The sequence below is a fragment of the Xinfangfangia pollutisoli genome (assembly GCF_020179405.1).
GTDB lineage: Bacteria > Pseudomonadota > Alphaproteobacteria > Rhodobacterales > Rhodobacteraceae > Pseudogemmobacter > Pseudogemmobacter pollutisoli.
Window position 1 is genome coordinate 150,053 of sequence record NZ_JAICBZ010000001.1, and the last position, 25,740, is coordinate 175,792.

The 25,740-nt window shown below is 67.4% G+C and carries 22 protein-coding genes; 12 read left to right on the plus strand and 10 right to left on the minus strand.

Going from position 1 to position 25,740, the window contains the following annotated elements:
- The 7 genes from K1Y73_RS00670 to K1Y73_RS00700 are packed head-to-tail and all read right to left on the minus strand — an operon-like array spanning position 1 to position 7,547.
- Positions 1-1,551: an acetolactate synthase large subunit gene (locus K1Y73_RS00670; RefSeq protein WP_225025980.1), complete on the minus strand. Its 1,551-nt coding sequence runs from the start codon at positions 1,549-1,551 to the stop codon at positions 1-3.
- Complete coding sequence (locus K1Y73_RS00675) at positions 1,548-3,062, minus strand: FGGY family carbohydrate kinase (protein WP_225025981.1); 1,515 nt, start codon at positions 3,060-3,062, stop codon at positions 1,548-1,550. The genes K1Y73_RS00670 and K1Y73_RS00675 overlap by 4 nt, the downstream gene beginning before the upstream one ends.
- 2 nt (positions 3,063-3,064) lie before the next feature.
- Positions 3,065-3,742 carry an L-fuculose-phosphate aldolase gene (locus tag K1Y73_RS00680; protein WP_225025982.1) on the minus strand — a complete coding sequence of 226 codons (678 nt, stop codon included), beginning with the start codon at positions 3,740-3,742 and terminating at the stop codon, positions 3,065-3,067.
- A gap of 9 nt (positions 3,743-3,751) precedes the next feature.
- On the minus strand, positions 3,752-4,801 hold the full coding sequence (locus tag K1Y73_RS00685; RefSeq protein WP_225025983.1) for a 2-hydroxyacid dehydrogenase: 1,050 nt from the start codon (positions 4,799-4,801) through the stop codon (positions 3,752-3,754).
- The gene (locus K1Y73_RS00690) at positions 4,798-5,991 is read right to left on the minus strand and encodes a CaiB/BaiF CoA transferase family protein (RefSeq protein WP_225025984.1); all 1,194 of its coding nucleotides are present in this window, start codon (positions 5,989-5,991) and stop codon (positions 4,798-4,800) included. Before K1Y73_RS00690 ends, K1Y73_RS00685 begins: the two co-directional genes overlap by 4 nt.
- A gap of 15 nt (positions 5,992-6,006) precedes the next feature.
- Entirely contained in the window at positions 6,007-6,765 is a 759-nt protein-coding gene (locus K1Y73_RS00695; protein ID WP_225025985.1) for a CoA transferase, read from the minus strand.
- Positions 6,762-7,547 carry a CoA transferase subunit A gene (locus K1Y73_RS00700; RefSeq protein ID WP_225025986.1) on the minus strand — a complete coding sequence of 262 codons (786 nt, stop codon included), beginning with the start codon at positions 7,545-7,547 and terminating at the stop codon, positions 6,762-6,764. The genes K1Y73_RS00695 and K1Y73_RS00700 overlap by 4 nt, the downstream gene beginning before the upstream one ends.
- 262 nt (positions 7,548-7,809) lie before the next feature.
- On the opposite strand from K1Y73_RS00700, the gene K1Y73_RS00705 reads away from it, so the two are divergent.
- The 5 genes from K1Y73_RS00705 to K1Y73_RS00725 all read left to right on the plus strand — a co-directional run bounded on the left by K1Y73_RS00705 (position 7,810) and on the right by K1Y73_RS00725 (position 14,208).
- Entirely contained in the window at positions 7,810-8,952 is a 1,143-nt protein-coding gene (locus K1Y73_RS00705) for an ABC transporter ATP-binding protein (protein WP_225025987.1), read from the plus strand.
- On the plus strand, positions 8,949-10,733 hold the full coding sequence (locus K1Y73_RS00710; RefSeq protein WP_225025988.1) for an ABC transporter permease subunit: 1,785 nt from the start codon (positions 8,949-8,951) through the stop codon (positions 10,731-10,733). Before K1Y73_RS00705 ends, K1Y73_RS00710 begins: the two co-directional genes overlap by 4 nt.
- 35 nt (positions 10,734-10,768) lie before the next feature.
- The gene (locus K1Y73_RS00715; RefSeq protein WP_225025989.1) at positions 10,769-11,851 is read left to right on the plus strand and encodes an extracellular solute-binding protein; all 1,083 of its coding nucleotides are present in this window, start codon (positions 10,769-10,771) and stop codon (positions 11,849-11,851) included.
- Between the two features lie 107 nt (positions 11,852-11,958).
- Positions 11,959-12,714 carry an IclR family transcriptional regulator gene (locus K1Y73_RS00720; RefSeq protein WP_225025990.1) on the plus strand — a complete coding sequence of 252 codons (756 nt, stop codon included), beginning with the start codon at positions 11,959-11,961 and terminating at the stop codon, positions 12,712-12,714.
- A 51-nt stretch (positions 12,715-12,765) separates the two neighbouring features.
- On the plus strand, positions 12,766-14,208 hold the full coding sequence (locus K1Y73_RS00725) for an NAD-dependent succinate-semialdehyde dehydrogenase (protein ID WP_225025991.1): 1,443 nt from the start codon (positions 12,766-12,768) through the stop codon (positions 14,206-14,208).
- A 28-nt stretch (positions 14,209-14,236) separates the two neighbouring features.
- Here K1Y73_RS00725 and K1Y73_RS00730 read toward each other — a convergent pair whose 3' ends face one another.
- A complete protein-coding gene (locus K1Y73_RS00730) occupies positions 14,237-15,100 on the minus strand; it encodes a universal stress protein (RefSeq protein ID WP_225025992.1) in 864 nt (287 codons plus the stop codon).
- Positions 15,101-15,424: 324 nt separating this feature from the next.
- Here K1Y73_RS00730 and K1Y73_RS00735 point away from each other — a divergent pair, with 324 nt between their 5' ends.
- The 7 genes from K1Y73_RS00735 (at position 15,425) to K1Y73_RS00765 (ending at position 22,813) form a co-directional block, all read left to right on the plus strand.
- Complete coding sequence (locus K1Y73_RS00735) at positions 15,425-16,531, plus strand: ROK family transcriptional regulator (RefSeq protein ID WP_225025993.1); 1,107 nt, start codon at positions 15,425-15,427, stop codon at positions 16,529-16,531.
- Positions 16,532-16,663: 132 nt separating this feature from the next.
- Positions 16,664-17,938, plus strand: coding sequence for an ABC transporter substrate-binding protein (locus K1Y73_RS00740; protein ID WP_225025994.1), 1,275 nt, complete (start codon positions 16,664-16,666; stop codon positions 17,936-17,938).
- Positions 17,939-18,003: 65 nt separating this feature from the next.
- Positions 18,004-18,891 (plus strand): carbohydrate ABC transporter permease, encoded by an 888-nt coding sequence (locus K1Y73_RS00745; RefSeq protein ID WP_225025995.1) that lies wholly within the window; start codon positions 18,004-18,006, stop codon positions 18,889-18,891.
- Positions 18,888-19,733 carry a carbohydrate ABC transporter permease gene (locus K1Y73_RS00750; protein ID WP_225025996.1) on the plus strand — a complete coding sequence of 282 codons (846 nt, stop codon included), beginning with the start codon at positions 18,888-18,890 and terminating at the stop codon, positions 19,731-19,733. The genes K1Y73_RS00745 and K1Y73_RS00750 overlap by 4 nt, the downstream gene beginning before the upstream one ends.
- 11 nt (positions 19,734-19,744) lie before the next feature.
- Entirely contained in the window at positions 19,745-20,854 is a 1,110-nt protein-coding gene (locus K1Y73_RS00755; protein WP_225025997.1) for an ABC transporter ATP-binding protein, read from the plus strand.
- Positions 20,851-21,798: a BadF/BadG/BcrA/BcrD ATPase family protein gene (locus K1Y73_RS00760; RefSeq protein ID WP_225025998.1), complete on the plus strand. Its 948-nt coding sequence runs from the start codon at positions 20,851-20,853 to the stop codon at positions 21,796-21,798. The genes K1Y73_RS00755 and K1Y73_RS00760 overlap by 4 nt, the downstream gene beginning before the upstream one ends.
- A gap of 19 nt (positions 21,799-21,817) precedes the next feature.
- Positions 21,818-22,813 (plus strand): SIS domain-containing protein, encoded by a 996-nt coding sequence (locus tag K1Y73_RS00765; RefSeq protein ID WP_225025999.1) that lies wholly within the window; start codon positions 21,818-21,820, stop codon positions 22,811-22,813.
- A gap of 54 nt (positions 22,814-22,867) precedes the next feature.
- Here K1Y73_RS00765 and K1Y73_RS00770 read toward each other — a convergent pair whose 3' ends face one another.
- Both K1Y73_RS00770 and K1Y73_RS00775 read right to left on the minus strand, forming a co-directional pair.
- Positions 22,868-24,250: an NAD(P)-dependent oxidoreductase gene (locus tag K1Y73_RS00770; protein ID WP_225026000.1), complete on the minus strand. Its 1,383-nt coding sequence runs from the start codon at positions 24,248-24,250 to the stop codon at positions 22,868-22,870.
- 17 nt (positions 24,251-24,267) lie between these two features.
- Complete coding sequence (locus K1Y73_RS00775) at positions 24,268-25,704, minus strand: NAD-dependent succinate-semialdehyde dehydrogenase (protein WP_225026001.1); 1,437 nt, start codon at positions 25,702-25,704, stop codon at positions 24,268-24,270.
- Positions 25,705-25,740: the final 36 nt, after the last annotated feature.

Below are 25,740 nucleotides of genomic sequence, written 5' to 3' on the forward strand. Positions count from 1 at the left end.
TCAGATTACGGCTTCGATCAGGAACGGCCCCTTGCGGCGGCAGGCGGCCTGCAAGAGGTCATGGAAGGCTTCGGCGGTCTCGGCGCGGGCGGCCTCGACCCCCATGCCGCGGGCCAGGCTGACCCAGTCCAGCGCCGGATTGTCGAGATCCAGCATCCGGCGCGCATTCTCGCCCGGCTGGCCCGCGCCCACATTCTTCAACTCGCCATGCAGGATCTGGTAGCGCCGGTTGGCAAAGACGATGGTCACCACGTCCAGGTTTTCGCGCGCCTGTGTCCACAGGCCCTGCAGGGTATACATGCCGCTGCCATCGGCCTGCAGGCCAATCACCTTGCGGTCGGGGCAGGCGACGGCCGCGCCGGTGGCCAGCGGAATGCCGATGCCGATGGCGCCGCCGGTCAATTGCAGAAAATCATGCGGCGCGGCGCCATAGGTCGCGCGGAAGAAATCCCGGCCCGAGGTCACGGATTCGTCGCAGATGATCGCCTCGTCCGGCATCAGCCGCGCCAGGGACAGTGCGATGACATCGGGCGTCAGCGCGCCGCCGGGCAGATCGGGCAGCTGACGCGCGGCCAGCCGGGGGGGCAGGGCGGGGCTGGCGCCCACCGCCTGGGCCAGCGCCTCGACGGCGGCGGGCAGGTCGGCATCGGCGCCGGCCATCTGGATCACGCTGCAGCCTTCGGGCAGCATGCTGCCCGGCTTGCCCGGATAGGCGAAGAAACCGACCGGAGCCTTGGCGCCGATCAGGATCAGCTGGGCGGTTTGGGCAAAGCTGTCCAGCGCCTGGTCGATGACATAGGGCACCCGGTCCAGCGCGACCCGGCCCGCGCCGCGCTGCATCCGGCCATTGGCCTGCTGCGCCATCACCCGGGCCCCGGTCTTCTGGGCGATGCGGTCCAGCACCTCCAGCGTGCCGGCGCGCAGGGCGGTGCCGGTCACCAGGATCGTCGTCGGCAAGCCATTGGCCAGCGCGCGTGCCGCCGCATCGACCCGCCCGGCATCGACCGGATCGGGCTGCGGGCGGGCAATGGCTGTGGGCGTGCCGCCGATTGCGGCCGACCATGCGGCATCGGCGGGCAGGATCAGCGTCGCGATCCCGCCGGCGCCGGTCAGCGCGGCGCGGATCGCGGCTTCGGTGCGGGCGCGCAGATCTCCGGCATCGGTGATCCGGCCCACCCAATGCGACATCGGCCGGGCCAGCCCCTCGATATCCGAGGTCAGCGGCGCGTCATGCTGCAGATGGTAGGTGGCGTGATCGCCGACCACATTCACCATCGGGCTGCGCGCCCGGCGCGCGTTGTGCAGATTGGCCAGACCATTGGCCAGGCCCGGCCCGGTATGCAAGAGCGTGACGGCCGGCTTTCCGGCCATGCGCGCATAGCCATCGGCCGCGCCGGTCACCACGCCTTCGGACAGGCCCAGAACGCAGCGCATCCGGGGCTGACGGTCCAGCGCCGCCACGAAATGCATCTCGGAGGTGCCGGGATTGGCAAAGCAGGTGTCAATCCCGTTGGCCAACAGGGTTTCGCACAGGATATCCGCACCGTTCATGCCGTGTCTCGCTTTGTCAGGGTTTGGGCTGTGGCCCGCAGATCGGACAGGGCCGCCCAGAAGGGCATCACCGCGTCCAGAAGATCGGTGAACAGGCGGCGCTTTTGCCCAGCGTAATCCGCCACCGCGCCGGTTTGCGGCAGCAGGGTTTCGTCCGGCGGGGTCAGCCAATGCGCGGCCAGGTCGTCCGGGCTGACCTGCAGCAGGCTGCGCGCGCCGATCACCGCCAGCCCGCGCAGACCGGCATGGCCGCCGGTGCTGCGCTGCACCATGCGATTGGACGCGGTCGCCAGGAATTGCGCGAAAGAACGGTCGGCGGCCAGCCCGCCGCCCAAAGCCAGCGCGCCCGGCGCGCCGCCCAGCAGGGCATGGCTGTGACAGGCGACAAAGGCCAGCGCCTCGCGCCCGGCCCAGGCGATCTCGGCGGGGGAGGAGGCTGCGGTCAGGCCGAGGAACGCGCCTTGTGCATGCGGGTCGGTCCAGGGGGCGCGTTCGCCGCCCGGTTCCAGGAACGGATGCAGGATCAGCGCAGAATAGGCGGGCGGGGCGGGGTTTGGCAGATCCTGGAAGGTTCGGGCCAGATGGTGCAGCAGCGTCGCGCCGTTGAAGCCCGGATGGAAGCAGAGATACCCTTCTCCCAGGGCGAAGCGCTGCACCATCGTCCCGGCCGGGGTGGCCTGCATCGCGGCGGGATCGGGGTGCAGGCAGGCATGGATCGCGCTGGTCCCGAAGATCGAGCCGCGCGACACGCCGGGCCGGCTGCCAAGACCCATGCCGATAAAACTGGCCTGCACATCGCCCGGCCCCAGCAGAACCGGCAGGCCCGCAGGCAGGCCCAGATCGCGCGCGGCCCGGGCGGCAAGCGGCGCGCCGCATTGGCCGACCGGGCTGAAGGGGGGCAGCAGGTCCAACCCCCGCTGCAGGCCAAGGGCGGCCTGCACCTCGGGCCGCATCTCGCCGCTTTGCCAGCTGCCCCAGACCGGCAGGGCGGCGGTCGGCTCGGCCGCGACCTGCCCGGTCAGGCAAAGCAGCAGCCATTCCTTCAGCCGCAGCGCCTGCGCGATCGACGCAAGCCGCGCCGGATCGTGGCGTTGCAGCCACAGCAGTTGCAGGCTGGCCGAGGCGGCCGTCGGGCGCGACCCGGTGATGGCCTGCACCGCATCCATCTGCGGCGCCAGCGCCGGCATCATGTCGCGGGCGCGCCCGTCAAGCCAGGTCATCGCCCGCCCCAGCGGCTGGCCTGCGGCATCCACCGGCCAAAGCCCATCGCCCTGGCCCGTCAGCACCAGGCCGCGGACCTGCGCGGCCCCGCCAATCTGCGCGACACAGTCGCGCAGCACGGCGAAAGCCTCGTCCCGCGTCACCTCCATATCCTGCTCGACCCGGATGCCGTCGCGCCGCAACGCGCCATTGGCGCGCTCGGCCGTGGCGATCATCCGGCCATCGGCGGCGAAGGCCGCCGCCTTCACCGCCGTCGTGCCGGAATCAAGGGCAAGCAGGATCGGGTCCATGGTCAAGACGCCTGACGCAACCCTTGCTGAACCTCGGGGGTCTGCTGGCCATAGGTTTTGAACTTCTCCATCACATCGGCGATTTGCGCGTCGCTGAGGATCGGCGGCTCGCCCAGGGGCAGGCATTGCAGATAGAGCGTCGCAAGTTCTTCCACCGTCACCGCCAGGGCCAGGGCCCGCGCGATCGACACATGCGCGGCGATCACGCCGTGATGCGCCATCAGACAGGCGCGGCGGCCTTGCAGCGCGCGCACCACGGCATCGGCCAATTCCTGAGACCCGAAGATCTCATAAGGCGCGCAGGGGATGGTGCCGCCGCCCGCCGCCGCGATGGCATAGTGGATCGCCGGAATGTCACGCCCCAGGATCGAGACGGCGGTCGCGTTGGTGGAATGGGTGTGAACCACCGCATTGAGATCGGGCCGGGCCATCAGGATGTCGCGATGAAAGCGCCATTCCGACGAGGGCAGCACATCGCCGGCAAAGGTCGCATCCCAATTCATCGCCACCACATGTTCGGGCGTCAGCTTGTCATAGGGGATGCCGGTGGGCGAGATCAGGAACCCGTCGCCATAGCGCAGGCTGATATTGCCCGCGGTGCCCTTGTTGATGCCCAGCCGGTTCATGCTGCGGCAGGCCTCGATCAGTTCGCTGCGCAGCGCGCGTTCGTCATCGGTCATCGGATCACCTCATTTGCAGGGATAGAGCGGCGGCTGGCCGTCAAGGATCAAGGCGATATCCTCGGCGATCATCCGGGCGCATTTCACCGCGGCATAACGCGAGGCACCCGCGATATGCGGCGACAATGTCACATTGTGCAGCTTCAGCAACGGCCAGTCCTTCGGCGGGGGTTCCGGCTCGAACGTGTCCAGCGCGGCTCCCCTGAGATGGCCGCTGACCAGCGCATCGTAAAGTGCGGCGTAATCCAGGACCTGGCCGCGGGTCGTGTTCACGATATATCCGCCGGGCTTCATCATTTCGATGCGGGCGCGGCTGATCATGCCCTTGGTCTCGGGCGTCACGCGCGGATGCAGGGTCACCACATCGCAGCGCCGCATCAGATCGTCCAGATCGGCCTTTTCAAATCCGGCGGCCTTCTCGGCCTCGGTCAGCTCTTTGAACGGGTCATAGATGACGATCTTGCAGCCAAAGGGCTGAAGCAGCCGCGCGACCCGGGTGCCGATATCGCCATAGCCCACGATCCCGATGGTCAGTTCGCACAGTTCGGGGCCGACATGATCGCTGTGATAATAGCTGCGCCCCCAGGTTCCGTTGGCCACGTCATTATGGCCGCGGATCAGGTTGCGCGTCTCGGCCAGCAGCGAGGCCACGGTGAATTCCGCCACTGCCGAGGCATTCCGCCCGGGCGTGTTGATCACCGTGATGCCGCGGGCGCGCGCGGCCGCCATGTCGACATTCACCGGCCCGCCGCGCGAGACGGCGATCACCTTCAGGTCGGGCGCCTGATCCATGCTGTCGCCGATGATCGGCGCAAGATGGGTCACCAGGATATCGAGACCCTGGATGAAGCCGTAATATTCCTCGGGGCGGCCCACGAATTCGCCGACCGGCAAGGTCTTGTCATATTTGGTCGATTGCCGCTGCAGGGGCCAGCCGATCTCCATCTCGCGGAACGAGACGGGGCGCGCGCCCAGGCGGGTCTTCAGGGCGTCGATGAAGAATGCGGGTTTCATGAACCCGTCGCCGATGACGCCGATGGTCAGTTCTGTCTGGGTCATGTCGCATCCTTTGCGTGCGCGCCGAGGCCCGGAAGGACGGCGCTGTAGGCTTCGGCGTCGAGGTCGTGTTCTTGCAGGACTTCGACGCTGTGTTCGGCAAATTGCGGCGGCGCGCGGCGATAGCTGGCCGGGGTGCGCGACAGCTTGATCGGGCTGCCCGTGCCGCGATAGGCGCCGATATCCACCACCATCTCGCGATGCAGCGTATGCGGATCGGCCATCACAGCGTCAATGCTGCGCACCGCGCCACAGGGGACGCCGGCCTTGATCAGCTGATCCGACAATGTGGCACAGTCGAAGCCTGCCAGGGCGGCTTCCAGTTCGACCTTCAGCGCGTCGCGGTGGATGTTGCGCTCGCCATTGGTGGCAAAGCGCGGGTCATCCGGCAGGTCGGGACGGCCGATCTGGCGGCAGAGGGTGACGAATTGCCGGTTGTTGCCCACGGCCAGGAAGATCGGGGTCGTGGCGGTGGCAAAGCTGTCATAGGGGCAGATGTTCGGATGGGCATTGCCCGAGGTGCCCGCAACCTTGCCCGACAGATAGTAATTCGGCAGATGCGGATGCAGCAACGAGACGCCGCAATCGTAAAGGCTGGTTTCGACGAACTGGCCCTTGCCGCTTTGGGCACGCTCGTTCAGCGCCATCAGGATGCCGATCGTGGCATTCAGCCCGGTCACCATATCGACCACGGGCAGGCCGACGCGCAGCGGCTGTCCTCCGGCCTCGCCATTCACGCTCATGATGCCGCACAGCGCCTGAATGGCGGCATCATAGCCGGGCAGGCCGCCCATCGGGCCATCGGCGCCGAAGCCCGAGATGCGGGAATGGATCAGCCGGGGGAATCGGGCGGCCAGCTCGTCATGGCCCAGGCCCCAGCGTTCCAATGTGCCGGTCTTGAAATTCTCGATGAAGACATCCGCCCCCGCCAGCAGTTCCAGCAGCAGGGCGCGTCCGGCCTCTTGCGCCAGATCGACGGCGATGCCGCGCTTGTTGCGGTTCAGACCCAGGAAGTAGCTGGCGGCGCCTTCAAGGAAGGGCGGGCCCCAGCCCCGGGTTTCATCGCCGCCGGGCGGTTCCACCTTGATCACATCGGCGCCGTGGTCGGCCAGGATCTGCCCGGCATAGGGGCCGCCCAGCACGCGGCTGGCGTCGATCACCTTGAGATTGGCCAAAGAGCCGGGATGCAGCATTGGAATGTCCTTCGATCAGGCAAGAGAATGCGCCGCCAATTCGCGGCGCCAGTCCGCGGCAAAGGCGGGGTAGGTTTCTTCCAGCTCGTCCAGCACGCGCCCGCGCAGCAGCGCCAGCGTGGCGGCATCGGGCGCAGGCGTCACGGGCGGGTCTTCGTCATGGGCAAAGGCAAAGCCGGTCGCGGCGCGAAGCTCGTCCAGACTGTGACGGGGATGCAGGCTTTCCAGCACGAAGCCGGGACGGTCGCGTTCGAAGCGGAACAGCGCCTTGCTGGTCAGCAGCGCCACCGGACCGCCCGGACGATAGACCCCCGGCGGGCTGATCCCGGGGGCCGAGATGAAATCGACCTTCTCGACCATCACCCGGGGCGTATGCTCTTCGCGGAACAGGATCACGCGGGGCACGGTGAAGTACAGATAGGCGGACCCGAAGGATCCCGGCCAGCGCACGCTGGTCTGCGGATAGTCGCCCACGCCCACCAGATTGACATTGGCCTGACCGTCGATCTGGCCGCCTCCCAGAAAGAAGGCATCCAGCCGCCCCTGACCGGCGCTGTCGAACAGCTCGGCCGAGCCATTGGTGAAGAAGTTATGCGCAACCGAGCCAAGGATCGACAGCCGCACCTGCGCCTGGCCCTCATCCAGCGCGCGGCGCAGCATCGCGCCGGCGGCGGGCATGGGCGAAGAGGCGCCAACCGCGACATGGCGCACGCCGTCGAGCAGCCGGGCAATGGTGCAGATCAGGATCTCACGCGGAAGCGGGGCCAAAGTCATGCCTGCACCTTTGCCTGCCCGGCCATGTAATCGGCGAAACCCTCGGCGCTGCGGGCGGCGCTGGCATAGCGCATCAGTTCGGCCGTATCGGTGGGATATTCGCCCCAAAGCCCATAGGGCCAGGCCCCGCGCGGCGCCTGGGCGACCTCGGTCACGTAAAGCGCGGGCAGAGTGCCGGCCGCGGTCGTCTCGTCGGCCAGCAGGTTCTGCTCGACGATCCGCTCGACCGTCACCAGCGTCTGGGACGATGCATAGGCCATCGCCGCCAGCTCGCGCCGCCGTCCGATCCAGACATTGCCGGAACGGTCGGCCATCGGCGCATGAAAGATCGCGATATCGGGGTGGATGGCGGGGATCAGCACCACCGGATCGCCCTCGGTGGCAAAGGGGTTGTCGATCACCCGCCAATCCTGGCGATGGCGCAGCACATCGGTTCCGATCAGGCCGCGCATCGGCATGAAGGGGCTGCCCTTCTGGGCGGCCATCAGCCCGGCATGGATGGCCGGGCAGGTGGCATCGCGCAGGCGAATGCTGCCCGACTTGACCGCTGCGTTGAAACGGGGCGCACCGCCCGCTTCGCCCAGGCTGACGGCGCTGGTTTCGACCAGGCCCACAAGTCCGGCCCCGATCAGCTGATCAACCTGCAAGCCGCCGGTCGGGACGCAGACCAGATGCAAATCGCCCGCGCCATTCTGGATCAGCGGCGCGGTCATCGCCATCGAGACGCCGGCATAATCGACCGGCAGCGCAAGGCACATGCCCGGCCGGACCCGGCTTGCCATTGACCGAAGATCGCCCTGCATTCCGATCCTTCCCCCCTCGCGCCCGGCCCCGAAGGGCCCGGCGTCAGCGCGTTCTATATCGTGGAACGGCTTTCTGAAATTATGATAGGCAGAGCCCGCGCGACGTGTCAATGTCTGTGCTGCGAGGATTATTTCGACCCGGCGGCAGAGGGGCCTGCGGATTTTCTTGACAAGTGAAAATGTCGCCGGAAAATAAGATACAGAATGGCGTTCCATACTATGGAACACGAGGGAGGAAGCAATGGCAGAGACCTTGGCTTGGCGCGAACCCCGTCGGGGCGTCGCGGCTGCAGCCCCGATTGAGGCCAGCCGCGACGTGATCGGTTCAAGCATCTCGATGCGGAACGTGGTGAAGACCTATGGGGCCTTCTGCGCGGCGGACCGCATCAGCCTGGATGTCGAGCCGGGCGAGTTCATCACCTTGCTGGGGCCCTCGGGAAGCGGCAAGACCACGCTTCTGAACCTTCTGGCCGGATTCCAGACCATCGACGGTGGCGAAATCCTGATTGATGGCAAGTCCATCGCCCATGTGCCCACCCATCGGCGCGGCTTCGGCATGGTCTTCCAGAGCTATGCCCTGTTCCCCAACATGACGGTGTCGCAGAACGTCGCCTTCCCGCTGCGCATGGCGGGCGTCGACCGTGCCACCAGCGACCGGCGCGTGGCCGAAACGCTGGAAATGATGCGGCTGTCAGAGCATGCGCGCAAGACGCCGTCCGAGATGTCGGGCGGTCAGCAGCAGCGCGTGGCGATTGCCCGGGCGATCGTGATGCGGCCCAAGGTCGTCTTGATGGACGAGCCGCTTTCGGCGCTGGACCGGCGGCTGCGCGAATCGATTCAGATCGAGATCCGCGCCCTGCACCAGACCATCGGCAGCACGATCATCTTCGTCACCCATGACCAAAGCGAGGCGCTGACGATGAGCGACCGCATCGCGGTGATGGACAAGGGTCACATCATCCAGGTCGCGCGTCCGCTGGAAATCTACCGTCATCCGCAAAGCCGCTTCGTTGCGTCTTTCGTCGGCGAAAGCAATCTGCTGGAGGCCGAGATCCTGGAGAATCGCGGCGGCATGATGCGCTTGCGCAGCCGCGCGGGCCTGCTGTTTCAGGCGCAAAGCCGCGATCCCGGTGCCCGGGGCACGGCCACGGTTCTGGTGCGCCCCGAACGCATCGCGCTTTGCGACACGGCAACCGCCGAAAGCGTGCCCGCCACCGTGACCTCGGCCCTGTTCATGGGCGAAACCCTGCGGATCGAGGCCGAGCTGGCCGGGGGCGAGACCCTGCTGATCCGCTGCCAGGACACGGCCGCGCGCAGCCTGCCGCAGGTCGGCAGCCAGATTCATGTCAGCTGGGGCGCTGAGGATTGCTGGGTGCTGGCATGACGGACCTGCCTGTCTCCGAGACCGCCCCGGCGCGCCGCAGACCGCTGCTGCGCAACCCCGCCCTGCTGCTGGTGCCCGCGACGCTGTTCCTGGCGGTGATCTATGTCATGCCGCTGATTGATCTGGGCCGCGTCAGCCTGTCGGGCGATCCCTGGTGGGCCTATTTCGACCGTGTCTTCTCGGTGCCGCTGTACTGGGATTCGCTGGTGCGGACGATGCAGATCGCGCTGACGGTGGCCTGTCTTTGCGTGGTCTTCGGCTATCCGACCGCGCTGTTGATCCAGCGCAGCCGGGGCACGACGCAGGTGCTGATCGCGACCGCGGTCATCCTGCCCTATTTCATCGCCATTCTGATCCGCACCTATGCCTGGATGGTGTTGCTTGGCCGCAATGGGCCGATCAACAAATTCGCCATCTGGCTGGGGATCTATGACCAGCCGCTGGCCTTGCTGTTCAATCGCGGCACGGTGCTTCTGGGCATGACGGCGGTGCTGATGCCGCTGATGGTGCTGAGCATCTATTCCAGCCTGTCGCGGCTTGATCCCGGCCTGACCCGTGCGGCCTTGGCCAGTGGGGCGGGGCCGTTGGCCGTGTTCTGGCGGGTGCTTCTGCCGCTGACCCTGCCCGGAATCGGCGCAGGCTTTCTGTTGGTCTTCGTCAGCGCGCTTGGCTTCTTCATCACGCCCACGCTTCTGGGCGGCCCGGCGGATCAGATGTTCGCCATGCACATCACCCAGCAGGCCGATTCCATCACCGGCGAGGGCTTCCTTCAGGCGCTGGCGGTCGTGCTTTTGCTGATCACGCTGATCGTCGTGGGCGTGGCGGGGCGCCTGATGGGGTTCGAGTTCATCTGGGGCGGCGGCAAATTGGCGGAACCGGCCGAGACCGCCACCGAGTCGCGGCCCGGCAAGACCCGGCCGCGGCGCCGCAGCCTGGGCATGGTCTTCGCCGATACGGTCGGCTGGCCGCTGCTGCGGATCCTGGGCCGGATGCCGGCTTCGGTGGGCATATGGACGGTGCGGGGCATCGGCTTTGTGATCATCAGCGCGCTGATCCTGCCGATCCTTGTCGTCATCGTCATCTCGTTCAGCGAGGCCAGCTACCTGACCTTCCCGCCGCCGGGCTGGTCGCTGAAGTGGTATGAGAAGTTCTTCTCGGATTCCAACTGGATGACGGCCTTCTGGAATTCGATGGGGATCGCGGCGCTGTCGGCGGTGATTGCGGTCACCCTGGGCGCATCCGCGGCCATGGGCATCGTGCGCAGCGAGATCCGCTACAAATCGGCGCTGATGCTGTTGCTGGTCAGCCCGATGATCGTGCCGCCCGTGGTGATGGGCCTGTCGCTGTACAGCCTGTTTTTGCAGCTGGGGCTGGTCGGCACCTATTTCGGACTGGCGGCCGCCCATGCGATTGGCGGTATCCCGATCGTGGTGGTGATTGTCGCGGCCTCGCTGCAGGCGGTGGATCGCCGGCTGGAGCAGGGCGCCGCCGTGCATGGCGCATCGCCGCTGACCGTCTTTCGCACCGTCACGCTGCCCGCCATCGCGCCGGGTCTGGCGGCAGCGGTGTTCTTCGCCTTCCTGCATTCGTTCGATGAGCTGGTGCTGTCGCTGTTCCTGTCCAGCCCGCGGATGAAGACGCTGCCGCTGATGCTGTGGGCGGACATCAACTACCAGCTGAACCCGGTTCTGGCGGTGGTCTCGACGCTGGAAGTGCTGCTGGTGGTCGGCGGGGTGATCCTGGCGCGTCCGGTTCTGTCCCGGTCGCGTGGAGGCCATTGACGACAAGATCAAGCCCAACAACGGAGGAGGATGTTATGCTTGAACGGAAAAACCTGAGGGGATTGGTTTCGGCCCTGGCCGTGACCACCCTGCTGGCGGGGCCGGTGGCCGCGCAAAGCACCGAAGTCATCATGCAAGATCCCGGCGGCGGCTATGGCGAGGCGCTGCGCAAGGTCATGTACGATCCCTTCACCGCGGAAACCGGCATCACCGTGGTCACCGTGCAAGAGGCGCGCTCGGGCCCGCGCATCAAGGCCCAGGTCGAAGCCGGCAAAACCGAATGGGACCTGACCTTCATCTTTGACCAGGAAACCAAGCTTCTGGGCGATTGCTGCCTGGCCGACATCGACTACAGCATGATGTCCGACGAGGCGCAGAAGACCCTTGCCGCCATGCCCGACAATCTGAAGCGTCAGAAGGGGGTGGCGCTGCAGGTGATCGGCGTGGGGCTGGTCTATAACAAGGACGTCTATAGCGGCGATGCGAAGCCGGCCAGCTGGGCCGATTTCTGGGATGTCGAGAAATTCCCGGGCCAGCGTTGCCTGCCCGCCTGGCCCCGCTTCGTGATGGAAGCGGCGCTGATGGCCGATGGCGTGCCGAAGGACCAGCTTTACCCGCTGGACATGGAGCGCGCGCTGAAGAAGATCGCCGAGATCAAGCCGCATGTGTCGAAATGGTGGACCACCTCGGCCCAGCCGCCGCAGCTGCTGCTGGATGGCGAGGCGGATATGTGCATGGCCTATACCGGCTCGACCTCGAAGCTGGCGCTTGAAGGCGCGCCGATCGAAGTCGAATGGAACCAGGGCTTCGTCTATTACGACTTCTTCTCGATCCCCAAGGGGGCGCCGAATTACGAGAATGCGATGAAGCTGCTGTCCTGGCGGCTGGAGCCGCAGCGCGCCGCCGAGCTGACCTCGAACTTCCCGGTGGCGCTGCCTTCGCCGGTGGTGTTCGAGGCGGCCGATCCCGCGATCAGCGTCTATTGGGCCAACAACCCGGCAAACGTGTCGCGCGCCATCGAATGGAGCCCGGATTACTGGGGGGCGATGACGGCGGACGGCGCCATGACCAATGAGGAATATGGTCAGGAACAGCTGAACGCGCTTCTGGCGCAATAATCTTGCGCGGTGGCCGCTTGCTGCGGTGGCGGCCACCGCAACCTACCGTATACTGGCAAAGATCGCGCGCCTGTGGCGATCTGTGCCGAAAGGAATGACGTGCCGTGATGGACAAGGCTTTCATAAAGGGGCTGCGATTGCTGGAATGCCTTGCCGTCAGTCCCAAGCCGCGCGGCGTCAGCGATCTTGCCACGCAGCTGGCGATGACGAAAAGCAATATCCACCGCCTGCTGCAAACCCTTCAGGCGCAAGGCTATGTAAGGCAGGTGCCGCCGAACAGCACCTATGAGCTGACGACCAAGATCTGGGAATTGGGCAGCCATGTGATCCGGCGCATGGATCTGATCTCGGTCGCCCGTCCGACGATGCAGCGGCTGGCCGACCAGACCGGCGAGACGATCCATCTGTCGATCCTGGACGATATCGACGTCGTCTATGTCGAAAAGATCGAAAGCGCGCATCACATCCGCGCCAATACCAGTGTGGGCTCGCGCGCGCCGGCCTTCACCGTGGCCACCGGCAAGGCGATGCTGGCCCATATGCCCGACGACTATCTGGAACGGTTCCGGCCCCATCTGCGCCGCTACACCGATACCACCCGTGTCACGATCGAGGATCTGCGCGCGGATATCCAGCTGGCCCGAGAGCAGGGCTATGCGATGGTGCTGCAGGGCGAATGGCGCGAGGGCATTGCCGCCTGTGCCTGCGCCATCCTGGGCCGCACGGGGGATCTGGTCGGCGCGATCGGCATGTCCGGCCCCGATTCCCGCATCAAGCGCAAACAGCTGAAACTGATCGCCCCGCAAGTGATGGAGGCGGCCCAGACCATTTCGGCCGCGCTTGGCTATCTGCCGGGCAACTGACCCCGCGCGGCCTTCGCCGCATTCCGTTTCCGCATCCGCCAAGGACATCCGATGACTGCGACTTACCCCGATACCCAGCTTTTCATCGACGGCACCTGGTGTGCGGGCAGCGGCGGGCGTGTCATTCCCGTGATCGACCCCGCCACCTCGGAACAGATCGGCACCGTCGCCCGGGCCGAGATCGCCGATCTGGATGCCGCCCTTGACGCCGCCGCGCGCGGCTTTTCGATCTGGGCGGCCACGGGTGTGTTCGAGCGCTGCCGGATCATGCGCCGCGCCGGCGACCTGCTGCGCGCGCGGGCGGCAGAGATTGCCGTCACCCTGACCCGCGAACAGGGCAAGCCGGTCGCGGAATCCCGCGGCGAGGTGCTGGCCGCCGCCGATATCATCGACTGGTTCGCCGAAGAGGGTCGCCGCGCCTATGGCCAGATCATCCCGGCCCGGGTGCCGGGCGTCACGCAGATGACGGTCAAGCTGCCGGTCGGCCCGGTTGCGGCCTTCACGCCCTGGAACTTCCCGATCAATCAGGCGGTGCGCAAGGTTTCGGCCGCCCTGGCGGCGGGCTGTTCGATCATCGTCAAGGCGCCTGAGGAAACCCCCGCCGCCCCGGCCGCGCTGATCCGCGCCTTTGCCGATGCCGGCGTGCCGGCCGGCGTGATCAATCTGGTCTACGGGGTGCCTGCGGAAATCTCGGAATACCTGATCCCGCATCCGGTGATCCGCAAGATCTCGTTCACCGGCTCGACGCCGGTCGGCAAGCATCTGGCCGCGCTGGCCGGCCAGCACATGAAGCGGGTGACGATGGAGCTGGGCGGCCATGCGCCGGTGATCGTCTGTGACGACGCCGATCTGGACAAGGCGGTGCGGCTGATCGCGGGCAGCAAGCTGCGCAATGCCGGGCAGGTCTGTGTCGCGCCCACGCGCTTTCTGGTGCAAGAGGCGGTGTTCGATCCCTTCCTGTCCGGTTTTACTGCGGCCGTGCAAGCCGCACGCCAGGGCAACGGGCTGGAGGAGGGTGTCCAGATCGGGCCGCTGGCGAATGACCGCCGCGTGGCCGCGCTGGAGACATTGGTGGCCGATGCGGTCGCGCAGGGCGCAAAGCTGGTGACCGGGGGCAAGCGGATCGGCAATGTCGGCAATTTCTTCCCGCCCACAGTGCTGGCCGATGTGCCGCTGTCGGCCAGGATCATGCATGAGGAACCCTTCGGGCCCGTGGCCATCGTGAACCGCTTCGCGTCGCTGGACGATGCGATCGCCGAGGCGAACCGCCTGCCTTACGGCCTGGCCTCTTATGCCTTCACCCGCTCGGCCCGCTCGATCCAGCGGCTGGGGCTGGAGATCGACGCCGGCATGACCACGATCAACCATCTGGGTCTGGCCCTGCCCGAGGTGCCGTTCGGCGGCGTGCGCGATTCGGGCTATGGCACGGAAGGCGGGTCCGAGGCGATCGAGGCCTATCTGACGACGAAATTCGTCACGCAGATGGCCGAATGACCGGGAAAGCCGCGGCGCAGGGGGCTGCCTAGGCGCTGGCGGGGCAGGGCAGGGTCAGCACGTCGACCTGGGCCTGCTGCAGCACCTGCTGGGTGACGCTGCCCAACATCATCCGCGCCAGCGCGCTTCTGCCCTGGCTGACCATGACCACCAGATCGGCCCCGATCTCGGCCGCGGCCTTCAGGATCTCGGCCGCCTCGCCCGCTTCGCGCCGCCGCGTCAGGGGCTGCAGCAGCGGGCCGCGCAAGCCCGCGGCGAAGCGCGCCAGATCGGCCAGCGACGTGGCGGAATGGGCGGCGATTTCGCGGCTTTGGTCGGGCGGCGGCAAAGTGTCGGCCATGGCCAGGCGCAGGAAGGGCAGATCGAAGACGGTCAGCAGGGAATGCCGCGCCTGGGGGAACAGCCCCAGATCCAGAAAGCCCTGCAGCGCCGCGGCCGAGGTTTCGGAAAGATCGGTGGTCAGCAGGATGTGGCGATAGGGGCCGGCCGGCGGGGCATTGACCGTCAGCACCGGGCAGGCGGCCTTGCGGATCACCCGCTCGGCCGTGGTGCCGATGAAGGCATCGCGCAGGGCCTGGCGGCGATGCGGGCCCAGAACCAGCAGCAGGGGCCGGGTTTCGGCCGCGCGCAACAGCCCCTCGAACGGATCGGCGAAGATCACCTCGGTCTCGGAGCGCAGGCCGTCATGCTGCTGCAGCGTCTGCGCCATCCGGTGCAGCAGGGCGCGGGCATCGGCGGCCTCGTGATCGACCAGCCGTTTGGGGCGGTCGTCATCGACGACATGAACCAGATCCAGCCGGGCCTGATGCGCCTGGGCCACCAGAACGGCGCGGCGCAGGGCCCGGTCGGAGCGTTCCGAGAAATCGGTGGCGCAAAGAAGGCGGGGGGGCATGGTCTGTCCTTCGCTTCGGTCGGGCGGGAAGACCATGGCCGACCAGGCCCTGGCGGGAAACGGGCCGCCGGGCCGTTCAAATCATCGCTCAGCCGCAGGATAGGACAGCGCATGGCATTAGGCCATGCCGCTTGACCGCCGGCCCGCCCGCAGGCCAAACCGCCTGCGCTGGTTCGGGCTGCACAAGGCGGAAGCGACGCGCGGGCGCTTGCTTTACTCTGCCCGGTCAGTCTGACACTCTGCGCCCCTACCATGTTCGAGGACGCTTTGGACCAGAGACTGCCTGCCGCAGCCCGACCTGCGCTGACCGGCAGCGCGCGCGCCGTGTTCCGGCGTCTGGTCGAAGAAGGCCCCTCGACCCGGCCGCAGATCGGCCAGTCGCTGGGCCTGTCGCGACCGACCATGTCGGCGGCGATTGCCGAACTGGAAAAGCCCGGCCTGGTCGAGATGATCGGTGCCGTGCAGGGGCCCCTGGGGCGCAGTGCGGCGCAATACCGGGTGGGGCAGGGCGCGGGCCATGTGATGGCGGTCGATGCGGGATCGACCCATGTCAGCCTGCGGGTCTCGACGCTGGACCGGCGGCTTCTGGATGCGCGGGTCTACCGCCTGCCGGTCAGCCAGATCTCGATCAACGATCAGGTCAGCCGCGCCGTGGCCCAGCAGGTGGCGGCGGCGCTGGCGGCGACGCAGCCCGACTGGGGGCCGCTGCGCGCGCTTGGCATTGCGGTGCCGACGCGGGTTGTGGGGCCGGGCGGCGATGTGGTGGCCAGCCGCCAGGAAGTGGTGTTCAGCGCCTTCACCCCGCCGCCGGGCGTGGATGTGGTGTTGGAGAACAACGTGAACTGCGCCGCGGTGGCCGAGCGCCATTACGGCGCGGCGCGGGGCGAGGCGAATTTCGCCTATGTCCAGGTCGGGGTGAAGATCGGCATGGGGCTGATGCTGGGCGATCAGCTGATCCGCGGCCGCAACGGCGCCGCGGGCGAGATCGGCCATCTGAGCTTTCCCTTTGCCCCCGGCCTGCAGCCCCGGCCCGGCGAGGCCGAGCAATATCTGGGCACCGAGGCCTTTCTGGCCCGGGTGCGCGCCGACTGGCCGGCCGATGCGGGCACGGCGCCAGCCGACACGGCCGAATTGCTGGCGCTGGCCGGCGCGGGCCATGCGCTTGCGCTGCAGCATGTGGCGCGCCATGCCGACGACATCGGCGCGACGGTGGCCAGCTGTGTCAGCGTGGTCGATCCCGGTCTTGTCGTTCTGGGCGGGGGGCTTGGCGCCTCGCCCCTGTTGCTGCCCGGCGTGCGCGAGACGGTGAACCGCCTGTCCTATGCCGCCGAGATCCGGTCCACCCTGCTGGGCGCCGATGCGACCGTGCTGGGGATCGAGCGGCTGGCCATCGAAACAGCATTGCCGCGGGTGATCGGGCAAGAGGCCTGACCTTCCGCAGATTTTGCCGTCCTGCCTGCAGGAAAGGCTTGACGTCTGCCTGTTCGTTTTTATTAGTTAAGCAGCCTAACACATAAGGGCGGCGGGCCGTCCCCGACGGCGCGGGTTCCAACAGGAGGAAAAATGAAGACGCACAGCACTCTTCGTTCCGGGGCGGCCGGGATTGCCGCGCTGGTCGCAATGTCGATGGCGGGCATCGCCGCCGCGCAGGATGTGACGCTGGAATACTGGGTCTATTCCGACTTCGCCCAGGGCGAGGCGCTGGCCCTGCAGCAGGACTTCATCAAGGAATTCACCGCCGCGCATCCGGGCGTGACGGTGAACATCGTCGGCAAGGGCGATGACGACCTGACCGCGGGCCAGGTGGCGGGTGCGGCCAGCGGCAACCTGCCGGACGTGTTCATGAATGCCCAATCGGTCGGCGCCCAGCTGGTCGAGGTGGGGGCGCTGGACAATCTGTACAGCAAATGGATGGCCATGCCCGAAGCGTTTCGGGCCCAGTTCGACGAATCGGCCCTGGCCGCCTGCATGCCGCGCCCCGAAGAGCTGTACTGCCTGCCCTATACCGGCTTCGGCTCGCTTCTCTATCGCAACCTGACCGTGCTGGAGAAGGCCGGGATCGACGCCTCGGTGCCGCCGGCCAGCTGGGCCGACTGGTATGCGCAGATGCAGGCCGTCAAGGCGGCGGGTCTTTATGCGATCCCGGATGAGACGCTGGTCTTCAACTCGATCGCCGAGATCTACGCGACCTCGGGCAGCACCGAGACCTGGGGTTTCGACTGGGAAAACCGCAAGACCCGGATCGACCCGGCGATCATGACCAAGGTGCTGCAGAAATTCGTCGACATGAAGGATCTGAACACCGGCACCAGCCGCAACGATCAGGCGACGAAGGATCTGTTCATCTCGGATCAGCTGGCCTTCCACACGGTCGGCCCCTGGGTCAACCCGACCTATGCCGAGGCGGCCAAGGCCAGCGGGCTGAAATACGATTTCGTGCTGATCCCGGGCGACGAGCCGGGCAAGACCGGCGGCATCCGCAGCTATGAGATGATCGGCGTGGCGCCGGGCCCGAATGCGGAAATCGCCTTCGAATTCGCGGCCTTCATCACCGAGAAGGCGCAGATGGCCCGCTGGGCCAAGCTTCTGTCGCGCTACAACGCCAATGCCGCGGCCATGGCCGACCCCGATGTCTCGGCGCTGCCCCTGATCAAGGTCTCGGTCGATGCGGCGCATGGCGCGATGGATGTGGCGGCGCCCTATTTCATCGATTCGGTGCCCAGCTGCTACAACGCGACGGTGATCGACTTCGCCTCGGCCACGGCCGATGGGGAATACACGCCCGAAGAGGGCGCCAAGGCGATGATCGAAGAGCTGAACGCCTGCCTGGCCCAATAGGCCCTGCGCGATCCAAATCCCTGCGGTCGGCCAAGGTGCCGGCCGCATCCCCTGACGGAGCCCGCATGTCCCTGCGCCGCCATCTGCCGCATTACCTCATGATCGCGCCGTTCATGATCCTGTTCGCGGTCTTCTTCCTGTATCCGATCCTGAGCGGCTTCTATTACAGCTTCCACGACTGGAACGGCGCCAAGCCGCCGGAATTCGTGGGCCTGCAGAATTACGAGAAGATCCTGGCCTCGCGCGATTTCAGCCGGGCCATGGGCAACCTGCTGATCTATATCGCGATCACCGTGCCCCTGGGCATTCTGGTGGCGCTTGGCCTGGCTTTGCTGGTCGACAGTTTCACCGGCCGTTGGGCGAATTTCTTCCGCAACGCCTATTTCATGCCGGTCGTGCTGCCCGCCTTTCTGGCGGCGACGATCTGGCGCTGGATCTATGCGCCCAATCTGGGGCTGTTGAATGTGATCCTGGGCTGGTTCGGCGCGGGTTCGGTGAACTTTCTGAACGACACCGGCACGATGATGTATGCGCTGATCGCCGTCGATGTCTGGGTCTCGGCCGGGTTCAACATGGTGATCCTGCTGGCCGGGCTGAAGAACATCCCGACCGAGCTGTACGAGGCCGCGCGGCTCGATGGCGCCAACAAGTGGCAGCAGATCGTGCATGTGACCGTGCCGATGCTGGCGCCGGTCCTGTTCTTCGTCTTCACCTACGGGCTGATCTCGGCGATGCAGGTCTTCGACAAGCCCTGGCTGCTGACCGGATCGTCCTTCACCAGCTATGGCGGGCGGCGCAATGCGCTGCTGTTTCCGGTGATGGACATGATGGGCCGCGCCTTCGGCGGGGTGAAGTTCGGCGAGGCCGCCGCCTATGGCTTCCTGCTGACCCTGGCGATCATCGCCATCACCGCCGCCATGTTCCTGTTGCGCAGCTGGAGAGAGCGGAGATGAATGCCGTTACCGCAGGCGTCACCCCCTGGACGGTGGCGAAATGGATGCTGGCCTTGGCGATTGCCGTCGTGGCGCTGTTCCCGATCTGGTGGATGATCAACGTGGTCTTCGCCCTGCCGGGCGAGCCGGTGTCGCTGAACCCGCGGCTCTGGCCCACCTCGCTTTCGGCGGGGTTCGACAAGATCCACATGATCTTTGCCGAGACCGGCTATCTGCGCGCCTATGCGATCTCGCTGCTTTACGCGGTGCTGACCATCGCGGGCGTGCTGCTGTTCGGATCGCTGGCGGCCTTCGAATTCTCGCTGTTCGACTTTCCGGGCCGCAAGGCGCTGTTTGCCGTGGTCATGCTGTCTTTGATGGTGCCGACGGCGGTGACGGTGATTCCGACCTATCTGCTGACGGCGCGGATCGGCTGGCTGAATTCGATGCAGGGGCTGGTCGTGCCCGGCCTGGCCTCGGCCTTCGGGCTGTTCATGCTGGTGCAGTTCATGCGCGCCATCCCGAAGGACATGATCGAGGCCGCGCGGCTGGATGGTGCCAGCCATTTCCAGATCTACTGGCATGTCGCGCTGCCCTTGTGCCGCAATGCCATGGTCACGCTGGCGATCCTGACCTTCATGCAGACCTGGGGCAATTACATGTGGCCGCTGATCGTGGCCACCAAGCCCGAAATGTACACCGTCGGTCAGGTCGTGGGCCTGTTCAACTCGCCCCTGTCGCACCACACGGTCGACACGGTCATGACCGCCAATCTTCTGGCCGCGATCCCGCCCTTGCTGTTCTTCCTGATCTTCCAGCGCAAGATCGTTGAAGGCATCGCCATGTCGGGAAGCAAGGGCTGATCGGAGCAAACATGGCCTTCCTTGACATCACATCCGTCTCGAAATCCTACGGCGCGCAGACCGTATTGGAAAACGTCAACCTTTTGATCGAGAAGGGCGAATTCGTGGTTTTCTTGGGCCCTTCGGGCTGCGGGAAATCCACGCTTCTGCGGATGATCTCGGGGCTGGAGACCATCACATCGGGCACGATTTCCATCGAGGGTCAGGTCGTGAACGACATCGAACCCGCAGCGCGCGGCACGGCGATGGTGTTCCAGTCCTATGCGCTTTACCCGCATATGACGATTTTCCAGAATGTCTCGTTCGGGCTGCGCATGGCGCGCAAGCCGCGCGAGATGATCGCCAAGGCCGTGGGGCAGGCGGCGGCGATCCTGAAGCTGGACCGGCTGATGGACCGCAAGCCCGGGCAATTGTCGGGCGGGCAGAAGCAGCGCGTCGCCATCGGCCGCGCCATCGTGCGCGAGCCGCGGGCCTTTCTGTTCGACGAGCCGCTGTCCAACCTGGACGCCGAATTGCGGGTGCAGATGCGGGCCGAGCTGATGGACCTGCACCGCCGGCTGGGCACCACGATGATCTATGTCACCCATGATCAGGTCGAGGCGATGACCTTGGCCGACAAGATGGTGGTGATGAGCGGCGGGCGCGTGCAGCAGGCCGGGCCGCCCCTGCAGCTGTATGACGACCCCGACAACCGTTTCGTCGCGGGTTTCGTCGGCTCGCCCAAGATGAATTTCCTGCCGGCCCAGGTCGTGGCTTCGGAAGCGGGTCGCCTGCGCCTAAGCGGGATCGGCGGGTCGGGGCAGGCGGATCTGCCGCTGGACGTGCCGGGGCTGCAGGGCGCGGTGGAACTGGGCCTGCGGCCGCAGCATCTGCATCTGGTCGCGCCGGGCGAGGCGCCGGCGGGGCTGGTGCTGGAAGGCCGGGTGGTGATGGTCGAGGAGCTGGGCTCGGAAAGCTTCGTGCATCTGGATCTGGCCGATGGCACGCGCATCACCCTGCGCGCCGGGCGCGAGGCCGATCTGGCGCCCTCGGTGCTGCGGGTGGCGGCCGATCTGCGCCATGCGCTGATCTTCGGACCCGACGGGCTGCGCATCCGCGGCCGGGACGGGCGGGCGGCATGATGCAGGCACAGCGGGACGAAACGGCGCTGATCGTCGGGATCGACATCGGCGGCACGAAAACGCATCTGCGCGCGCTGCCGCTGGGCGGCGAAGGCGCGCCGCGCGATCTGGTGATCGCCAGCCGCGACTGGCGGGTGCGCGACTGGCAGCGCGACGCGGCGCGGCTGTTGGAGATCATGCAGGACCTGACCGGCGGCGCGCGGGTCGCGGCCCTGGGCGTGGGCGCGCATGGCTGCGACGATGCGGCGGAATGCGCGGCGTTCCAGCAGGCCTTCGCCGCGCAGACCGCGCTTCCGCTGCGGGTGGTCAACGATGCCGAGTTGATGCCCTTGGCGCTGGGGCTGCAGGGCCAGATCGGCGTGGTGGCGGGAACCGGGTCCATCGCCGTTTGCCGGCCCGACGGCGGCGGCATGCTGGTTGCCGGCGGCTGGGGCTGGATCGTCGGCGACGAGGGCAGCGCCCCCAGCCTGGTGCGCGAGGCGGTGCGCGCCGTGGCGCGGCATTTCGATGCCGGCGGCGGGCGGGACGAGCCGCTGGTCGAGGCGATCTTTGCCGCGTTGCAGGTGCCTTCGGTGCCGCGGCTGGGCAGCGTGCTGTCGGAGATGCGCTCGGCCGCCGAAGTCGGGCGGCATGCGCCGGCGGTCTTTGCCGCGGCCGAAGCCGGATCGGTGCTGGCGCGCGACGTGATCCGCGAGGGCGGCCGGGCGCTGGCCGATCTGGCGGTGCTGGTGCAGCGGCGCGGCGCGGGTGCGGGCCATGCGGTGGCCGGCGGCAGCGTGATCGCCGCCCAGCCGCTTCTGTGGCAGGCCTTTGCCCAGGGCCTGACCGAGGCCAGCGCCGGCGCGCTTCAGCCGCATCTTTTCATCGGAAAGCCGGTCGAGGGCGCCTGTCGCCTGGCCGCCGGGCTTGCCGTCACCCCCGGGGCCGCGGCTGCGCTGCCCTGATCTCAGGAAGGACCTAGACGTGAGCTATCGTTCCACCATCGCCCGCCAGCCCGAGGCGCTGGCCGATACCCATGCCGCCGTGAAGGCGGAACTGGCCGGGATGGATCTGTCGATCCTGGACAAGCCGGTGATCGGCGTCACCGGCATCGGCGCCAGCTTTGCCGCCGCCACCGTGGTTGCGGCCGAGATGCAGGCGCAGGGCAAGCGCGCCTTCGCCATCCGCTCGGTCGACATGGACCGCGGGCTGGATCTGTGCGACGCGCTGGTCGGCCTGTCGCATCGCGGCCGCAGCGTCGAAACCGTGGCGGCGCTGGAAAAGCTGCCGCAGGCGGCGCGGCTGGCCATCACCAATGATCCCGAAAGCCCGCTGGCCAAGGCCGCCAACCTGCATCTGCGGCTGGCCAATGGCTCGGACGCGACGCCGTCCAGCACCGGCTACACCGCCACGCTTCTGGCCGCCGGCATGGCGTTTGAAACGCTGATGGGGGCGGCCGATTCCTTCGCGGCGATCCCGGCCTTGGCCACCGAGGTTCTGGCCACGGCCGGCGCCAAGATGAAACGTCTGGCTGCGCTGATGCCTGCGCGCCGGGCGGTGGATTGCGTCGGCGCCGGCGCGGCGCTTGGCACGGCCGATGGCGCCTCGCTGCTGATCCGCGAAGCCTCGCGCATTCCGGCGGCGGCCTATGACACGCGGCATTACCTGCACGGGCCGATGGAAAGCATGGATGCGGGCACGGCGGTGGTGCTGTTCGGCGCCGGGCGCGAGGTGGAACTGGCCCAGCATCTGCAGAAGATCGGCTGCCCGGCGCTTTTGGTGACCACGGCCGAGGGCGTGGCCGAGGGCGATCTGCTGACCGTGATCAAGGTGCCGGCGGTGGAAAACCGCATCGCGCAGGGCATCATCGACATTTTCGCGGCCCAGCTGCTGGCAGCGGAACTGTCGGATGCGGCGGGGCTGACCGATACGAAGTTCCGCTATCGCATGTCGGATACCAAGGTGCCGGTCGCCGGCTGACCCAAAAGGCCTCGGGCCCTGACCGGGTCCGAGGCCTTGCTGTTTCGCGCGGGCCTAGCCGCGGTCGCTGAACGGGCCTTCCAGGCCGGTCTCCCGCAGAAGCGCGGCCAGCCGGTTCGCGGCCAGCATCAGCGCCTCGCCCGCGGGTTCGGGGCCCTGGTCGGCCAAGGCGTCCAGGCCCGCCACCAGCGCCCGGGCCTGGGTCTGCAGCGCGGCGAAGCGCGTTGCATCGGCCTGCAGCGCCGCCAATTGCCGCGCCGTGACCCCGCCCATGCCCGAGGGCCGGGTCGAGCCCGCATCGCGATAGCCCTCGGGCAGATCGCCCTTCAGGTTGCGGATCTCGTGCCGGTCGATCGCATCGAGGATCTGGTCCACCGCCTGGATCGCGCCGGCAACCCGGGTCGGGTGGTCGGTATCGGCGGCAGCATGGGGCAGCAGCGTCAGCTTCTCGGCATGGTCGGGCAGCAGCGCCAGATAGGGCTGCATCGGCCCCGACAGCGCGCCGGTTTCGGCATCGCGGAACAGATCGGCGTCGATCACCGCATGGCCGACCGTGCCCGCGGCCAGGGCGCGGCCCAGTGCCGGCACATCGACCAACTCGCCGCGGTCGAAATTGATCAGCACAGCGCCCCGGGCCAGCGCGCCCAGAACCTCGGCCCCGATCAGCCCGGCATTGGCCGGGCCCGCCGGGCCCATCGGCCCCAGCCCCAGATGCACCGACAGCGCATCGGCGCCGCGCGCCGCCTCGGCCGGGGTGGCGGCATAGGTGAAGCCTTCGCTTTCGATCCAGACCCGGTGGCGGGGCCTTGCATGGATGCGCACCTCCATGCCGAAGGCGCGGGCCAGTTTGGCGACCTCGCGCCCGATATTGCCATAGCCGATCACGGCGAAGACCCGGCCTTCCAGCTTGGCGGTCGGGAAGCGCACCAGATCGCGGCCGGTGTCGAAATCGCCGGCCGAGACCAGCGCATTCAGCCGGTCGAAGGGCAGATCGGGGCGCAGGCGAAGAAGCGCCTTCATCACCATCTGCGCCGTGGCGCGCGCATTGATGCCGGGCGTGTTCATCAGGGGGGCCGTGCCCCCCTTGCCATCGCCGCCGCCCCAGCTGGCCGAGCCCATATTGCCGGTGCCCGCGCCGATGCGGACGCCGCCCTTGGCGAAACGGGTGCCGGCGGGCAGGAAGGTTGCCGCCGCGATCACCGCGTCATAAGTGCCGTCGCCCGCCTCGGCCAGCAACTCGGCCTCGGTCGACAGCATCGGCAGGTAGTAGAATTGCGGCCCCTGGCCCGAAGGCGCGGGCAGATCGCGGGCCGAGCCTTCGTGAAAGGCCCCGCCGCGCTTTTCGATATGGGCGCGGACGGCCGAGGCATCGGGCCGCCCGTCTGGCCCGGGGGCCAGACCGACCAGGTCGCAGATCAGGATTTTCGCATCGGTCATGTCGGGCCCTTTCGACGTCAGGAGAACAGTTCCGACACAAACTTGACCCGCTGGAAGGCTTCAAGTCCCTCGATGCCGCTTTCCGACCCCCAGCCGGATTCATTCACCCCCCCGAACGGGGTTTCGGGGGTCGAGATCATCGTGTGGTTGACCCCGACCAGGCCGGCATTCAGCGCGGCCTCGGCATCGCGGGCGGTGGCGCCGTCGCGGGTGAAGACGAAAGAGGCCAGGCCGTAGGGCAGGGCATTGGCCCGCGCGATCGCCTCGTCGAAACTGGCGAAGGACTGGATCGAGGCCACCGGGCCGAAGGGTTCTTCGGACATGATCCGGGCGGCGTCGGGCACATGGTTCAAGACGGTGGGCGCGTAGAAATTGCCCGGCCGGTTCAGCCGGTGGCCGCCGGTCATCAGCGTTGCACCCTTGTCGACCGCATCCTCGACCAGCGCATGCACCGCATCGCAGCGCCGCGCGGCGATCATCGGGCCCATCTGGGTTGCAGGCTCGATGCCTTCGCCCACGCTCAGCGCGGCGGCCTTGGCGGCCAGGCCGTGGGCGAAACGCTCGGCCACCGTTTCATGCACGAAGAAACGGGTGGGTGAGGTGCAGACCTGGCCCGCGTTGCGGAACTTGGCCGCGGCCAGCGTGGCCACCGCATGATCGACATCGGCATCGCCGAAGACCAGCACCGGCGCATGGCCGCCCAGTTCCATCGTCGTGCGCTTCAGCGTATCGGCCGACAGCCGCAGCAGATGCTTGCCCACCGCGGTCGAGCCGGTCAGCGTGACCTTCTTCGGAATGGGCGAGGCCAGAAGATGGCGCGAGATCATGTCGGGCACGCCGAAGACCAGGTTCAGAACTCCGCGCGGCAGGCCGGCCTCCTGGAAGCAGCGCGCGAAGGCGACGGCGGTGCCGGGGGTTTCCTCGGCGGCCTTCAGGATGATCGAACAGCCGGCCGCCAGCGCGCCCGAGATCTTGCGGATCACGTTCGAGGCGGGGAAGTTCCAGGCGGCGAAGGCCGCGACCGGGCCCACGGGTTCCTTGTAGACCATCTGGCGCTGGCCCGGCATGCGGCCCGGCACGATCCGGCCATAGGCGCGCTTGCCCTCTTCGGCATACCAGCGGGTGGCTTCGGCCGAGAAGGCGATCTCGCCACGGGATTCGGCCAGCGGCTTGCCGTTTTCCAGCGTCAGCACCCGGGCGATGGTTTCCAGCCGCGCGTCGATCAGCGCGGCGGCCTTCATCATCACCTTGTAGCGGCCAAGCGCGGTTTCTGCCTTCCAGATCGCGAAGCCGCGTTCGGCGGCGGCCAGCGCCTCGTCCAGATCGGCGGCGCTGGCATGGGGCACCCGGGTCAGCTCGGCGCCGGTGGCGGGGTTCAGCAACGGATGATCCTGGCCTTCGCTGCCGGCGCGGAACACGCCGTCGATCAGCAGCTCGATCTTTTCCTCGTACATCGTCTTCTCCTTTCCGGCCGCCGGGGCCGGCCAAAT